Consider the following 15,280-nt stretch of genomic DNA (forward strand, 5'->3'; position numbering starts at 1 on the left):
GGATTTAGCACTGCTAAACCCCTACATAAATTAAATCTGACTGCTATATAATCAAGCAGAATAATAAATAGTTTAGAACAATACTTGTCCAAATCGAAAAAACTCTTGATTCGTAGGTTAGGCTGTTCGTGTCAGCCTTGCGAAGCAATAGTATGAAACCGAAAAAATGCGTCGGGTTGCGCTGTCGCTTAACCCAACCTTGTATCTTAGAGGTATGTTAGAGGAAGTGGTAGACCGTCCCAACCTTGGTTTTAAAAGACCGCTTTATAGCAAGGGTCACCACAACAATCTCCATGACAGAACTCGAACAGTCGCCTGGGGTAAAAACTATGAATTTAGACATAGATAATATCACCCGTATCGTGCAAGGATGAGTGAAATCAAGGGGATGAAAAATAGTAAAAATAAATTAGTTAAAAGTTGAGAGTTAAAAAATGAAAAATATCTCTCATTGGGTAGGCGTTGACGTAAGTAAAGCAACACTAGATGTTTATATCCGTCCAATAGGTAAAGCATTTAAAGTTGCTAATTCTGAAACAGAAATCGCTAATCTAGTTAAGGAACTTCAATCATACAATTTAAACTTAATTGTACTAGAAGCAACAGGGGGACTAGAAACAGAGCTAGTAATTCTTTTTACTTGCGGCACTTTTACCAATAGCATTAATCAATCCTCGTCAAGGAAGAGATTTTGCTAAAGCCACAGGTAAATTAGCAAAAACCGACGCAATTGATGCCCAGATTTTGGCACATTTCGGTGAAGCTATGAACCCGCAACTATATATGGGTGCTGTTGTTGCCATGCGTCATAATCCTGTTATCAAAACTTTTTATGAGCGCCTGGTTGAACGTGGTAAACCCAAAAAATTAGCAATTACTGCTTGTGTTCATAAAATGTTAATCATCTTAAATGCGATGGTGCGTGATCATCTTCCTTGGGGTCTTCAAGATAATTTACAACCAATTTCAAACAATTAAATTCACATAATTTAATTTGTTGTGATCAAAAACTAGGTTTGTTTTTTACATTTCCTAGATTGTTTTTTCATGCTTTTTAATAGTGCCTATTTAGGGTTTGCTGAGAAAGTCTTTTCGTGAAGGCAGGGAACTCTTAACAGGGAACTCTTAACAGGGAACTCTTAACAGTTTCAGCTATCTGTCATCCCCAAGTTTTCTGATTTCTCAGACCAAAAATGCACACTTTTGATGATAAACCCTTCAAAAACCTTGCACCTATTTTCTTGTTTATCAGCCTCAAAGCTTTGATTTATCTGGGTTTTGCATTTTTTCAGCAAGCCCTATTTACACTCTAAAACAAATTTCTCCTGAACATTACCCCACGAGTGATTTAGCAACTGGGGAAGATTGGGCGACGCAGTGGAGTGGTAGGGCGGGCTACAACTATCTAGATTACTAACTCAGAATCTTTTTGCCCGTGCCTACCACCGCCCAATCTAGCGCAGCGTTCCCCTGTTGCGTCAACAAGTGCGATCGCTTGACATTCAAGACAGTCGCTACAAAAATTGTTAACCGAACAGTATTGTAATTACACCTTAATTTGCTGATGTGTAATTTTAAGATTTAGAAAAGCAGCTACACTTTCCACCATCTCCACTTCATTTTTCCAATCTTTACCACAATATAAATATAAAGATATCCTTTTACCTCCAGACATCAACAAGATATATGTAATTGTACTATCATCACTTTTATCTATTTTTTCTTCCTTGATTACCTCCATAGCTTCACTCAACTTGTGTTCAGCAAACTTATTTTTTAACAAACCTCTTTGCTGAATAATGATTTTATGCGTAGTTTGATCAAAAGTTATCTTTCTGTAATAGGGAATGAAAATTATCCCGATCAAAAATCCCAAGCCGATAACGAGAAATAATAATCCCAGTAATAATTTTCCTATTTTTAGTTCTGAAGAAAATTCAAGTTGCAAACTATTGCTGTTTTTACCGACAATAAACTGGTTAATTTGAGATGCAATACTCTGGGCTTGATCTTCTGATTCATAGGTAACAAGCGTAAAATTATCATAAACCGTTTTCAACTTCACCAAATACAATGTTTTACTATTATCTTCTCCAGATAGAGTAGCTACAATTGCTGCATCTATTTCTTGGAAAAAATTATCTTGTTTTATTCCTAGCCATAATTCTTTTTCTCTAAAATCACAACTAGGCTTGCTTGCAGCAATTCTGTTGCAAGAGAATACATAATTTTTGGGTAAAGTTGAATAAGTAATGGCTAGTCCAGCAACTGTAAATCCTATGGTGAGAAGCCCAGAAAGAAATATTTCCCCAAAGGGGTTATTTTGCAATACTAACTTACTTTTCATGTTGTTTATGAATAAGGGTGACTTTGTGATTGTTGTCAACTTAATTCGCCAATATTCAATCGCATCCTGTAATGATAAATGCTGCCCAATAATAAGGATGATGGTAAGGGCGTTGATGAGATGCTAGTTTACTATTTTTGTCAATTTGTGTAGATAGATATTTCCTAAATTGCAGTTCATTGGGATGCAAATTATTCAGTAATTCTTCATACCATATGATCAGTTCTGCCGCAGTTATTTCTTTTAGCCAAGTTGTAGCTTCAGCTAAAGCGATAACGGGTGAAGTATGGAAAATCAATCTGCGATAGAACTCTATGCTGACTAAAGCAGTGGCAGATGATTCTATAGTCCAAATTGTACTCACTACATAGGGGACACCTGCATTTAATAACCCAGTTGCTAAACCCACATATTCACTGCTGATATTCTGACTGTTATTGCTGACATTTTCAGAATTTATCAGCGTAAAAAGACGGTAATTTTGAAAATTATGCTGGCAAATTTGTTCTAAAGTGATCTTTTCTTCACCTGCTAATACCAAAGCAGATTTTTGAGGTTCATGTAAATTGTTAATAGCATGACTAGTAAAATGACAGATGTTGTAATCTGCCAGTAAAGCATTTTCTAGATTATCTTTAGTAACTTGTGTACCCTGAATATGTTGGGCATAATCAAACATCTGTCTAACAATTGCCGATGTAAATTCAGCAGATTTACTCTCATTATTATTGAGGCTTTCTGGATTTTCAACACTGAGGAATTTTTGCTGTTGCCAATTTGATAATAACTCTGGTTTTAAAGAAAGTCCTATTTTGATACTGGGAAGATAATTAATGGTGTAATTCACCTGTGAATCTGGCTGGGAAAGCGGGAAAAGTGAATGAATAGGTAATCGATTTAAATCACGATGGGGAACTATGATTAGTTGGTTAATACCTTCTAGTTCTTGAATAATTGTGGAAATATTCAGGATCTTTTCCAGATGTAACAACCTTTGTTCCATTGCCAATTGCCAGGAATGGTTAGGTTGATTTTCGATATTGTCAATTTGGCGATATTCTTGATATATTTGCTGCCAATCTTCCAGCCAATTTTCAAATTCAACTAAGCGTTGTACGGCTTCGGGTATTGCTTCTATATCTTGGATGGGCGTTAATAGTAAAATGGGTGATGGGGCTTCATCTTTAATAATGAAAGTGTGTAAAGCAATAGGGCTAAGATGCCAATAAAGTATTGCTGTTGAGGAATTAAGTAGGCGTTGAATCGTGCCGTAGTTGGGGGAATAAACTTCTTCACTTCCACCAGAAAGTAGTAATGTTAAACAGTTATTTTTGACCTGTTCAGCAATTTCCCAAGCTTCAACTAAATCACCGACATTAACGGCTAAATCCACACCCAATTGTCTCAAACCTGCAAATTTCAGAGCTAGTTGTTTTTTATTGTGTTCAGGACGGGTTGTTTGATTGAGTAATTGTTGTAATAAGTTGAGTCCCCGTTGTTGTAATTCCTGTGCCAATACCGTTTGTCCCAAACCAACAAGCACCTTGGTGAGAGATTGTAAAACATCAAGATGCAATTCCGAAAAATCTTCAGCTGTGAGAGTTAATAGTGCTTGTTGGTATTCAGATACTGCTTTTTGCCAAAAATAGCGGGGTGCGGATTGTTTTTTACCGTGTTCGTAGTGTGTATTACCCATGGCTATATGCAATCTGCCCCAACCTTCCGGGTGAGTATCTGGACGGAGATATTTTAAACCTTCTTCATAGGTAGCTAATTTGCCTTCATAACCGCGCTGATTGAGAGCGGGATTGGCTGTAGCGATACTACTGGGTAAAATTAGGGATAATTTGTCATTAACTAAATTACCAACGGCTCCACTGCGTCCTAACCAAGCTTCCCAGTAGTCCAGTTTGATTTCTAAAGCGTGATCATAACAAGCGATCGCTTCAGGAAATCGGTTTAAATAGAATAAGGCTACGGCTTGGTTATACCAGGCCAAGTGAAAATCCGCTTTGATGCTGATAGCTTGTTTATAGGAAGTAATCGCTTCTTCACGTCTTCCTAAATTTTCCAGTGCTATACCTCGGTTGTACCAAGCTAAGTAGAAATCAGGTTGAATTAAGAGAGCTTGATCCCAGGATTCAATTGCTTCTAACCAACAATTCAAGTTAAATAATACGACCCCCCGGTCAATCCAAACTTCCTGGTAGTCAGGTTGGATATCTAAAGCTCGGTCATAGGATGCGATCGCCTCTTCATATTGCTCACCTACAGCTAGGGCTACTCCTCGGTAATACCAGGTTTCCTGGTCTCGGGGTTGTAAATTCAGGGCTTGGTCATAACTAGAAATTGCTTCCCAAATTAATCCTAACTTCAGCAGAGCTAAACCACGACTAGACCAAGCTGCTTGATAATCGGGTTTAAATTCTATAGCTTTATCAAAAGAAATAATAGCTTGGTCATAATCGCCAAACTCCCCCAAAATCCCGCCCCGATTGTACCAAGCCTTGTAGAAATCAGGTTTTAAGTAAATAGCTTGGTCATAAGCTGCGATCGCTTCCTCAAAACGTTGTAAATGAAACAATGTCAAGCCCTGATTAAACCAATACTCGCAAGCTTCTGGTTGCAATTTAGTAGCTTGATTATAAAAAGCCAGCGCTCCCAACAAATCCCCAGATTTAGCTTGCTGTAACCCTTGGAAAAACCAGGCTTGAGCCTGATTAGTAACGGTTAGTTGAAATGATGGTCGCTCAATTATGGCTTGACTATCGCGGATTGCTAGTTCCGAAGCAAGTTGCTGGACTAGATTGGTACTTTGCTCCAACCTCACCACCAACTCATCGAGGGTTTGTGCCACCTTCGGTTCTTTATTCACCAAAGAATCATCCCAAATTTCTGTCAAGTAGGAAGCTGCTACTTGCTCTAAATTTTCAAGATTTACCGGGGTATCATGTTCTGAATACTCATAACTGAAAACCACATCTGGATCTTTTGGCTGTTCATCTCCACTCAGCAGTGTCCAGACTTCTTCCAAGTTGGCAGATACTGGGCTAATATTTACAACTTCTTCCTGATCATAATTCCATAACTGTTCACCCAAATCGCGCAGCAATTGCTGACCAGGAGTATCTGCTGGTGCTTCGATGGGGTTTGTGCTTTCCAACTCCACAGGTTGTGGAGTTTCCTCATACTCTTGGATGTAATTACGGCTCAATAACTGAATACCAATCTCATAAGCTAGTTCGCCAACATTACCGATATTCAGTTCACCCAGTTGCATCATTCGCGTTGCTATCAGACTATTTGGTGCAGGTGAAGCTAATAATTTTTCACCAAATATCAGCAGCCAATCTAGCCAACGCTCAACAGTAATTCGAGGTTCCATCCGCTGTAAATACTTCAGCGCCCATTGTTGCCCTCGGGCTTGATGCACGCCTTCTAGCAACTCGTTAAACAAAAGTTCCAGATCGGCATTAGTTAATTCCGGTGGGGAGTCTACCACCTTCTGTCCCTTCGCAGCGTTGGCATCATGAGTCCAACCACCATCAAAGGGATACTTCAAAAATTTGTTAAGCCACTGCAATAGCCACCTGAGCATTTGCCACATTCTTGGATTTTCTCTCTCCTAGATTGTAGCCATCGTTGTGTCAAAAAAATCATGAATTACTTAACAGTTCAGGTAATTAAGCTCAGACCATATTGATATGGCGAAAAACTATACAAAAATGTATTCAGTAATTTTCAGCTAATTCTGCTATTTGGCTCAATTTTCCGGGCAAGAAGAGTTTACTCCTCTCCCTGAGATTGATTGATCAATATTTGGATAATAACTTGTGGATCATCTGTTTCTATTTCTAATTGTTGGGCAATTTGCTGGCGGAGAGTTTGATCCTGCTGCAACATGACAAACAATTCATCTAAGGTGACAGTTTGGTATTCTCCCTCTGGAAAATTCTCATGATCTATTTCTCCTGGTGGTGAGACAACTTGGCTAATAGCATCTGGCCCGTCATATTCCCAAATTGGTTCACCTTGATTGCGTGTCAACAATTGCATCCCAATATCATAGGCAAGATCACCAATTTCACCGATACCTAATTCACCTAAATGTACTAACCGCGCCGCTAATTCATTATTGGGTGTACGCGATGCTAATAATTTTTGACCAAAGCGTTGTAGCCACTCTAGCCAGCGTTGAGTACTGACACGATGGTTAATTTTATCTAACCAGTTTTGCGCCCAAGTCTGGCCTCTAGCTTGCTGAACTCCTGCTAAAAGTTCTGTAAACAGAAAGTCTAGATCTGTATCTGTTAGGGGTGGTGCTACTTTTTTATCCCCATGCTTGTGGACGGGAATGGGATTTTGTTTGCTACCAAACAAGCGTTGCCAAAATTTTCTGAACCACTGAACTAGCCGCTTGAGCATCTGTTGCACCATTGAATGTCGCTGCTTAAAATTTTAGCGATGTCAGTGACAAGCGGCTATTCATTGGAGAGGGAAGGGGTTCCCATTTTACGGTATGGAGAATAAAATACAAAAAATTATTTACATAATCGTCAGTAAATATATGCAGAGTATTTTTCTGAAGGAGAAATTGCCATGAGTTGTTAAAATAGTTAGACCCCAAACTCGACTGGGTGCTACCAATCAACTAACCAAGGCATTGAAACTGCTCTCCATGTCTTACGAACCCCTGCACCATAAGTATCGCCCAAAGAGTTTTGCTGAACTAGTTGGACAAGAGGCGATCGCTACTACCCTCACCAACGCCATTAGCTCGTCCAAAATCGCCCCTGCCTATTTATTTACAGGTCCTAGAGGCACAGGAAAAACTTCTAGCGCCCGGATTTTAGCAAAATCTTTAAATTGTCTTCAAGGTGACAAGCCCACCCCCGAACCCTGTGGCTTATGTGATATTTGTCAAGGCATTACTAAAGGTTATGCCACAGATGTAATTGAAATCGATGCTGCTAGTAACACAGGGGTTGATAATATCCGCGAATTGATTGAAAAGGCGCAATTTGCCCCGATGCAGTGTCGGTATAAGGTTTATGTAATTGATGAATGTCATATGTTAAGTACCGCAGCATTTAATGCGCTACTTAAAACTTTAGAAGAACCACCTAAACACGTAGTTTTTATTTTAGCGACAACAGACCCGCAGCGTGTATTACCCACAATTATTTCCCGCTGTCAAAGGTTTGATTTTAGACGTATTCAGTTAGAGGCGATGGTAAAGCATTTAACCCATATTGCCGCCATAGAAAAGATTAATATTGCTCATGATTCTCTGACCTTAGTAGGACAAATTGCTCAAGGGGGATTAAGAGATGCAGAAAGTCTACTAGATCAACTAGCTTTGTTAGCGGGAGAAGTCACACCAGATAAAGTCTGGGATTTGGTGGGTTCAGTTAGTGAAAAAGATTTGTTAGGTTTGTTAGAGGCGATCGCACAAGATCATCCTGAAGTCGTGCTAGACTCTACCAGGCAAATCCTAGATCGAGGCAGAGAACCCCTCACAATTCTCCAAAATTTGGCCGCTTTTTACCGAGATTTACTAATTGCTAAAACTGCTCCTAAGCGTCAAGATTTAGTTGCTTGTACTCAGCAAACCTGGACTGCACTAGTTAACTTTGCCCAAAGCTTGGAAATCAGCACAATTTTACGTGGACAGCAACATTTGCGAACAGCAGAGATCCAACTTAAAAACACCACTCAGCCGCGTTTGTGGTTAGAAGTGACATTACTGGGATTATTACCTAGTGCCAATATTCAGCCGCCAGCGCCTAGTGTACCTCAGCGAGTGCATACACCTGCGATCGCTCCAACTTCTTACCCACCAGTTTCTCAACCACCAGGTTATACCCAACCCAACCATTATTCACCACCACCTGTCAATCCTCCCGCCAATCACAACTCCATACCTAACACAGTATCTTCACCTCCTCCAGAACCTGTACATACTCCATCCCCACCTGTAACGATTTCCACACCACCCTTAGAGGAAGTTGTCGGCGGATCACAGTATGACTTAACTCAAGTTTGGCAACAGGTGCGTGCTAATTTTCCCATGCTTTCTAGACAAGCTTTACTGGGGCAAATGTGCCAGCTAATAGAGTTTAACGGTAATGTAGCGCGTGTTGCTGTCAGAGGAGCATGGTATGAAACACTTAAATCTGATCTGCCGATGATGAAGACAGCTTTCCAGAAGACTTTTCAGCGTGAAATCGAAGTCAATCTAGAAAAAGCGACTTCATCAAGTTCTACCTCAGCCAGAAAAAGTCCTCCTCCACAAGATTCTACTCGTGTTCAACAGCCAGCTACACCCAACTACAACCAGCAAGTTCAACCTCCTCCACCAGTACCACAACCAATTCCAGTAGCACCAACACCTGCAAGAACTGAGTCTGTAGATATCGACACAGCCCCAGTACAGACCTTGCCACCGCCACCGACTCCAGCACCGGCGACAAATTGGGATCATGACGAAGTAACAAATGCGGCTAAAAGTCTGGCACAATTTTTTTCTGGGGAAATCATCCGTCTCTCAGATGATGCTTTAGATTTGTCTGATATGGGGGTTTCAGTCGATACTGAGATATATGAATCAGAATATGATTATGATTAACATGAATTTACTTAATTAAAGCTACACAATGAATTTCAGCGTCCTCATTTTAAGGTGTAGGATGTGGGTTAAATATTTCTAATATTTGTCGGCAAATGTGTTTGAGCTTTTCCCCAATGGGAGGAGAAGGCACAGACTCACCAACAAAACTCCATTGTTCTATTGTTGAAAGTTGCCAAACTTGACCACGATGGTCAAATCCCGATACTTCAATACCGATTGCTCGCTGGGATTGATTGATAGGATCTTGATAAAAACGGATTTGAATCAAAATACTGCGACTACGCCAAGATTTACTGATTCCCGGAAAGTGAAACCCGATATCTATGGAATCTGGATCTACTAATTCCCTTGTTTCTGGGTCATTCTGCCAAGGTTTAAGATCAGATTTGGCATCAGGAAACTCCAATTTGAATAAGTTCACTACCGTAGCAATCTTGCTGGCAAGTTCAAGGTTTGTTGCCTGTTCAGATGCATTCATGACAAAACACTCCTAATCTGGGGTCAGCCTATGGGGGATGTGAAAACAGAAAAACCTCCAGAAGGCTGATATTATTAGTGTTTCAGCTTATCAATCCCTTGAAAATTTCGCAACTCTCAATCATCTTTTCCTCAGATTTTATGTTGGAGTCTCTACTCTAGTTGGTGAAAACCTGCTAGAGCAAATTCTGACGTAGAATGTAGAATCTCCGTGGCTTTAGCCCGGAGACTGTCAATGAGTAATCATACTTAAGAAAGTTGATAAAGCACCTGAAACTCTCTCTTTGGACTGGCTATTTGACAATTTAGGGTGTAGTTAGGGAATTTTCTGCAAAAACCTTTGCTAACAAGAACGATAAATAACAAAGGCGATTTAAAATGACACTGTAAATCGGTAAACAAATAGCAAATTTATTGGGATTTATGGTGCCTCAACGCTCTATTTTTTCATTGATTCTAGTATTATTGGCAACATTTCTGATCAGTTGTGGCGGACCTAGTGTTGCAACTGCACCTCCCACTTATACACCGGCGCAAGTGGTGAAAATTCAGGCATATGTTCCAGATATTCAGGTGGTGCGCGATCGCTCAGAAGAACTAAAAAGCTTGATTAAAGATGGTGAATGGATCAATGTAGGTAATTTTATACATGGTCCAATCACAGAAGCTAGGTTAAATATGACTTACATCATCCCCAACCTATTACCTCAAGACCAAGCAAAAGCACGACAAATCACCAAGGATTTATTAACTCACTTGGTGAAAATCGACCAAGCTGCTACTGTCGGTAACACTAGTCTGGCTTTGAGTAATTACAAGGAAACCGTTGCAGATTTTGATAAGTTCCTGCAACTGATTCCAGAAAGCACGAAGGAATAAAGAAAGAGACAGGGGGACGCGGGGACGCGGAGACACGGGGACGCGGAGACACGGGGACGCGGGGACGCGGAGACACGGGGACACGGGGACGCGGAGACAGGGGGACGCGGGGACGCGGAGACACGGGGACACGGGGACACGGGGACACGGGGACACGGTGCGTTCAAGGATCTGAGTCTCCCAGCACAAAGGAAGATTTGGTAGCTTCCAATTGGTGGATCTTTTAAGCCCCCACTATATCGGAATCCCCCATTTCCCCATCACCGCGTCTCCCCCTCACCGCGTCTCCCCATCACCGCGTCACCGCGTCCTCTTCTTCCCCATCACCGCGTCACCACGTCACCGCGTCACCGCGTCCTCTTCTTCCCCCTCACCGCGTCTTCAGTCACAAAATGCTGGGGTGATGGGGTGATAGGGTTAAGGAAGAAACTCCTGACTCTTCACCCCTCACTCTTAACAAAAGTCATGAATGTAGTAATTATCGGTTGTGGTGTAGTTGGGGCGACAATCGCCTATGAACTGAGCCAAATTAAGGGTTTGAATATCACGGTTTTCGATAAAAACCCACCAGCACAAGGTTCTACTAGTGCTGCACTTGGTGTACTGATGGGCATAATTAGCCACAAAATCAAGGGTAAAGCTTGGCAAATGCGCCAATCTAGTATCCAACGTTATGAAACTTTGATTCCTGAACTAGAAGCTGTTACAGGTCGCAAAATCCCTTGTAACCGTCAGGGAATTGTCATGCTGTTGTCAGAAGATGCAGAACACCCTTTGGAAAGTGGGGTAGAAGTGATGACAGAATGGGAACAATTACGAGAAGTTCGTAAATCTCAAGGTTGGCAATTAGCAGTTTGGGACAATGAACAACTCCAAAAATTCTGTCCGCAAATCAATCACCCCAAAATTATTGGTGCTGTTTATTCTCCTCAAGATCGTCAACTTAATCCCACAGCTTTAACTTTAGCTTTAGTGGATGCGGCTCAACGCAATGGGGTCAATTTTAAATTTGGGGTGAGTGTGCTAAGTAGCCCCACTCCATCATCTCAATTATTGCCGGCAGTTATTGAAGAACTTAAATCTATTGAAACTTCTGAGGGTCAAGTTACGGCTGACTGGTTTATAGTTGCTGCTGGCTTGGGTTCTACACCACTAACTGCACAATTAAATCAAAAGGTGAATATTCGTCCAGTGCTGGGGCAGGCCTTATACCTCAGTTTAGGGCGAGTTTTAGGAAATCCTGATTTTCAACCGGTGATTACTGGTAATGATGTCCATCTTGTACCTATGGGTAGTGGTGACTATTGGGTGGGTGCAACGGTGGAATTCCCTAATGATGGAGATGAGATTCCTCCCAACAAAGAATTGCTAGAATTTGTGAAGGCACAAGCGATCGCATTTTGTCCAGATTTAGCCACAGCTAAAATTCTTCGCACTTGGTCGGGTTTACGTCCCCGTCCTGAAGGTAGACCCGCACCAGTAATTGATAAATTACCTGGTTTTAGCAATGTCCTCTTAGCAACTGGTCATTATCGCAACGGTGTTTTACTAGCGCCCGCAACGGCTGTGGCTATTCGGGACATGATATATCCTGCGGATTCTCGATAAAATCAATGCCAGAGTCTTTTATGTGATCAAATGCAGAAAGTTGTTGTGCTGTGGGAAGTAATTCTGCAAGAGGTCTAATAAGTACCTGAGCAAAATTAATTGAATATTTTCGGAACAAATAAAAATCCCTATAGTGCTTATCTGTTCGCTGTTCCCTGTTCCCTGTTCCCTGTTCCCTCTCCTAAATGTACAATTTATTTTGCACGACTACTTATTTTTGATTTCAATAATGTTAACTTATAACCTGGCTTTGCCCTGTTGTCTTTTCTGGCTTTGGTTCCTCATCTATTCTCTAAGGTTTTCTCTATTTTGACTAGTTTGCTTGGTTGTATTTTGCTGTGATTTCTACGTCTCATCACTCCACTAGATTTGCACAATTACTTTGTAAGGTATTTATAAACCTATTAACTCGGCTAGAAACAAAATCCCTCCAGTATAAAATACTAGAGGGATTTTGAACATCATCAGCTGTTACGCAACTGGCATATTTTTCCTTGTAAGGTGCTTCAAGAAGGCAGGAGGCAGAGGGCAGAGGGCAGAAGGAACCAATTGGAAAGGGATTGTGACCCCTCCCAATCGGAAGCTCCCAAATTTTCGATTTGGGAGGGGCTTCATACCCTTACTCCTTTCAGTCGTGGGCAGAGGAGACATTCCTTCTGCCTCCTGCCTCCTGCCCTCTGCCTTTACCGGTGACAACTTGAGCAATTTTTAACCTAATAATAAGCTTTGTATTGTCACACGCCAACTAAATTGTGACAATTGCGTAAGTCTTGCATTAATTATTATTTGCAGGACAAATAATTTACTATTAAATAATTCTTCCTTATCAAGATTAACTATAGCAGATTCAGAACCGGAAGTCAACATCCTCAATACTTAAAAAGTGAAAATTAAAAATTGAAGAGAGTTATGCTTGCGGCTCTATATTGAATTTTCAACTACAAACTGCGGCTAAAGTGTGGGTAAAATTGGGGTAAGAAATAGCCGCAGCTTCGGCGCGGTGAATGGTTGTGGTTCCGGTAGCATTGAGAGCAGCGATCGCTAAACTCATAGCGATACGATGATCTGTATGGCTATCTACCTGAGTTCCCACCAAAGTCGTACCACCAGTAATTTCCATCCCATCTGGTAATTCGGTAATTTTAGCGCCCATTTGATGAAGCTGTTGTGCCATCACGGTAATGCGATCGCTTTCTTTAACTCGCAATTCCGCTGCATCCCGAATAATAGTTGTCCCTTCAGCAAAGGCCGCAGCTACTGCCAAAATGGGAATTTCATCAATTAATCTGGGTATAATATCCCCAGCAATGGTGCAGCTTTTCAACTGACTCGAACGCACCCGTAAATCAGCGACTGGTTCCCCAGCTACTTCGCGTTGATTTTCCAGTTGAATGTCTGCTCCCATCATTGCTAAAGCTTCTAAAATTCCGGTGCGGGTAGGATTGACACCGACATTTTCCACAACCAAATCAGAACCGGGAACAATAGATCCAGCGACTAACCAAAAAGCTGCTGAACTGATATCACCAGGAACAATCACTTTTTGACCGAACAATTTTGCACCACCAGTGATAGTCACGCTCTTAGTTTCTGAGTCTATACTTAATTCTGCCCCAAAAGCCCTGAACATCCGCTCACTGTGATCTCGTGATAAAGCGGGTTCAGTGACAGTAGTTTTACCTTCGGTGTTTAAACCTGCCAGTAGAATACAGGATTTAACTTGAGCTGAAGCGATGGGAGAATGATAGTGAATAGGTTTGAGGGCTTGTCCTTGAATAGCTAAAGGTGCTAAAGAGTTACCTTTGCGTCCCCAGATTTCTGCGGCCATTTGTTGTAAAGGTTTGACAACACGGGACATGGGACGCGATCGCAAAGAGTCGTCACCTGTAACCGTAAAAAAGCGCCCTGGGTGCGAAGCTAACAGACCTAACATCAATCTGATGGTTGTACCGGAGTTACCTGCATTCAAGACATCAATAGGTTCTTGAAAATTCCCCAATCCAATCCCTTTCACTTTGACAAATTCTGTATTTAACTCCGAAATTTCTGCACCTAGCAATCGAAAACAGCTAGCAGTGCTGCGGGGGTCTTCACCTAAAAGCAGTCCTTGAATCTCAGTTTCACCTTCAGCGATCGCACCCAACATCAAAGCCCGGTGAGAAATAGATTTATCCCCAGGAACTTGGATACGACCCTGTAGAGACAGTCCAGAGGAGGGTCGCTGAATAGTCAAGTTATGAGAACTGTTTTCTTGAGTTTCTAAAGTTATAACAGCAACCGACATTAGGATACACTAGCTTTTAAATAGATTGAAAATATCTTTAGTGACTTTTATGTACTTGTCACTTGGGACTTCATCTTTAGTATCCTATCGCTTTTCGTTATCTAAAAACAATCTCTCTACTTCGAGGATATATTCTGAGGAATTTGGGAAAATTCTTCTCAGACTACCTACTTGTATAAAAATTCCCATTTTTGTTTTTTCCCTCCAGAGATGAATTTTTGGTTTCCTAATTTGTCTAGATTAATAAATCAGTAGATTCAGTTAATATTAAGCAGGTTTTAGCTTAAACAGCAGTAGGCTAATACTGGTTTTGTATATACCCTAGTACATAATGACTTAAGTCAAGCCATGATTAAAAATTAGTAAAAAGCTTGTGTAATCGGCTTTTCTGACTCTTAGTTCCGTTCTGTGGTACTAATGTTAATTTAATTTATTCAATTGCTTCTCACCCTTGTTGCTCCCATGCTCACCAATCACCGCAAACCCGTGTGCTTATCGATTATTTCCACTGACCTACCAGTCTGGTCTGTGGTGGAAACCGCTGGAACTTTGTATCAAAAAGATACTGATCGCTTTCATCTACTATTGACTGCACCACCTTTAATTAGTTGTGAAGTTGGAAGTTCTCTTTATCCCGAAGAGACTCTGACCCACAACAATCAAAACCCTTCTCCCCCTAACAGTCCCAGAATTTTGTGGCTGGAGATTTCCCCTTACCGAGTAATTATGACTATGCAAGGAAATGGTCAGGTTAGTTACCGACATTTCTGGGAACAGGGGGTTTATGGCGTTAGTCGCTATTGGTTACCAACGGAGTCATTGCAAGCTAATAAACCCATACGTCTACGTAATTTTACTAGAAGTTTACATCTGATCGGAAAAAATTTACCAGAGGTTTTACGGTTGGAGTATGAATTGTGGTCGGAAAAAGTTCAACTAGGACACTATATTCTTAACTTAGAAATTCAACATTGATCATTAAGGCGAGTATAGCAGTTAAGCAAATTTGTCCTATTAAATGCAACTAGAGGAATCTGTTTTGAACTTACCAAAA

9 protein-coding genes and 1 pseudogene are annotated in these 15,280 nt (G+C 41.0%); 5 read left to right on the forward strand and 5 right to left on the reverse strand.

Features of this window, described 5'->3' with window-relative positions:
• Window positions 1-434 precede the first annotated feature (434 nt).
• Window positions 435-978 (forward strand): annotated as a pseudogene (locus ANA7108_RS30565) (transposase).
• Between the two features lie 568 nt (window positions 979-1,546).
• Here ANA7108_RS30565 and ANA7108_RS0117980 read toward each other — a convergent pair.
• The 3 genes from ANA7108_RS0117980 to ANA7108_RS0117990 all read right to left on the reverse strand — a co-directional run bounded on the left by ANA7108_RS0117980 (window position 1,547) and on the right by ANA7108_RS0117990 (window position 6,784).
• Window positions 1,547-2,347, reverse strand: a complete 801-nt coding sequence (locus ANA7108_RS0117980) for a hypothetical protein (RefSeq protein ID WP_016952199.1) — start codon at window positions 2,345-2,347, stop codon at window positions 1,547-1,549.
• A gap of 55 nt (window positions 2,348-2,402) precedes the next feature.
• A complete protein-coding gene (locus ANA7108_RS0117985) occupies window positions 2,403-5,954 on the reverse strand; it encodes a tetratricopeptide repeat protein (protein ID WP_016952200.1) in 3,552 nt (1,183 codons plus the stop codon).
• Window positions 5,955-6,133: 179 nt separating this feature from the next.
• The gene (locus ANA7108_RS0117990; RefSeq protein WP_016952201.1) at window positions 6,134-6,784 is read right to left on the reverse strand and encodes a hypothetical protein; all 651 of its coding nucleotides are present in this window, start codon (window positions 6,782-6,784) and stop codon (window positions 6,134-6,136) included.
• Between the two features lie 241 nt (window positions 6,785-7,025).
• On the opposite strand from ANA7108_RS0117990, the gene ANA7108_RS0117995 reads away from it, so the two are divergent.
• Entirely contained in the window at window positions 7,026-8,975 is a 1,950-nt protein-coding gene (locus ANA7108_RS0117995; protein WP_016952202.1) for a DNA polymerase III subunit gamma/tau, read from the forward strand.
• A gap of 49 nt (window positions 8,976-9,024) precedes the next feature.
• On the opposite strand, the gene ANA7108_RS0118000 is transcribed toward ANA7108_RS0117995, so the two are convergent.
• A complete protein-coding gene (locus tag ANA7108_RS0118000) occupies window positions 9,025-9,456 on the reverse strand; it encodes a hypothetical protein (RefSeq protein WP_016952203.1) in 432 nt (143 codons plus the stop codon).
• Between the two features lie 422 nt (window positions 9,457-9,878).
• On the opposite strand from ANA7108_RS0118000, the gene psbQ reads away from it, so the two are divergent.
• The gene (gene psbQ, locus ANA7108_RS0118005) at window positions 9,879-10,334 is read left to right on the forward strand and encodes a photosystem II protein PsbQ (RefSeq protein WP_016952204.1); all 456 of its coding nucleotides are present in this window, start codon (window positions 9,879-9,881) and stop codon (window positions 10,332-10,334) included.
• A gap of 465 nt (window positions 10,335-10,799) precedes the next feature.
• Window positions 10,800-11,942 carry an FAD-binding oxidoreductase gene (locus ANA7108_RS0118010; RefSeq protein ID WP_016952205.1) on the forward strand — a complete coding sequence of 381 codons (1,143 nt, stop codon included), beginning with the start codon at window positions 10,800-10,802 and terminating at the stop codon, window positions 11,940-11,942.
• A gap of 934 nt (window positions 11,943-12,876) precedes the next feature.
• Here ANA7108_RS0118010 and aroA read toward each other — a convergent pair.
• Window positions 12,877-14,226, reverse strand: coding sequence for a 3-phosphoshikimate 1-carboxyvinyltransferase (gene aroA, locus ANA7108_RS0118020; RefSeq protein ID WP_016952207.1), 1,350 nt, complete (start codon window positions 14,224-14,226; stop codon window positions 12,877-12,879).
• A 462-nt stretch (window positions 14,227-14,688) separates the two neighbouring features.
• Between aroA and ANA7108_RS0118025 the strand changes: the two genes are divergently transcribed.
• Window positions 14,689-15,201, forward strand: a complete 513-nt coding sequence (locus tag ANA7108_RS0118025) for a hypothetical protein (RefSeq protein WP_016952208.1) — start codon at window positions 14,689-14,691, stop codon at window positions 15,199-15,201.
• Window positions 15,202-15,280 lie beyond the last annotated feature (79 nt).

This window comes from Anabaena sp. PCC 7108, assembly GCF_000332135.1.
Classification (GTDB): domain Bacteria; phylum Cyanobacteriota; class Cyanobacteriia; order Cyanobacteriales; family Nostocaceae; genus Anabaena.

Excerpts from the sequence above, each read along its gene's own strand:
- ANA7108_RS0117980 (WP_016952199.1), bottom strand. The coding sequence starts at position 2,347 with ATGAAAAGTAAGTTAGTATTGCAAAATAACCCCTTTGGGGAAATATTT.
- ANA7108_RS0118025 (WP_016952208.1), top strand. The coding sequence starts at position 14,689 with ATGCTCACCAATCACCGCAAACCCGTGTGCTTATCGATTATTTCCACT.
- psbQ (WP_016952204.1), top strand. The coding sequence starts at position 9,879 with ATGGTGCCTCAACGCTCTATTTTTTCATTGATTCTAGTATTATTGGCA.
- ANA7108_RS0118000 (WP_016952203.1), bottom strand. The coding sequence starts at position 9,456 with ATGAATGCATCTGAACAGGCAACAAACCTTGAACTTGCCAGCAAGATT.
- ANA7108_RS0117985 (WP_016952200.1), bottom strand. The coding sequence starts at position 5,954 with ATGTGGCAAATGCTCAGGTGGCTATTGCAGTGGCTTAACAAATTTTTG.
- aroA (WP_016952207.1), bottom strand. The coding sequence starts at position 14,226 with ATGTCGGTTGCTGTTATAACTTTAGAAACTCAAGAAAACAGTTCTCAT.
- ANA7108_RS0117995 (WP_016952202.1), top strand. The coding sequence starts at position 7,026 with ATGTCTTACGAACCCCTGCACCATAAGTATCGCCCAAAGAGTTTTGCT.
- ANA7108_RS0118010 (WP_016952205.1), top strand. The coding sequence starts at position 10,800 with ATGAATGTAGTAATTATCGGTTGTGGTGTAGTTGGGGCGACAATCGCC.
- ANA7108_RS0117990 (WP_016952201.1), bottom strand. The coding sequence starts at position 6,784 with ATGGTGCAACAGATGCTCAAGCGGCTAGTTCAGTGGTTCAGAAAATTT.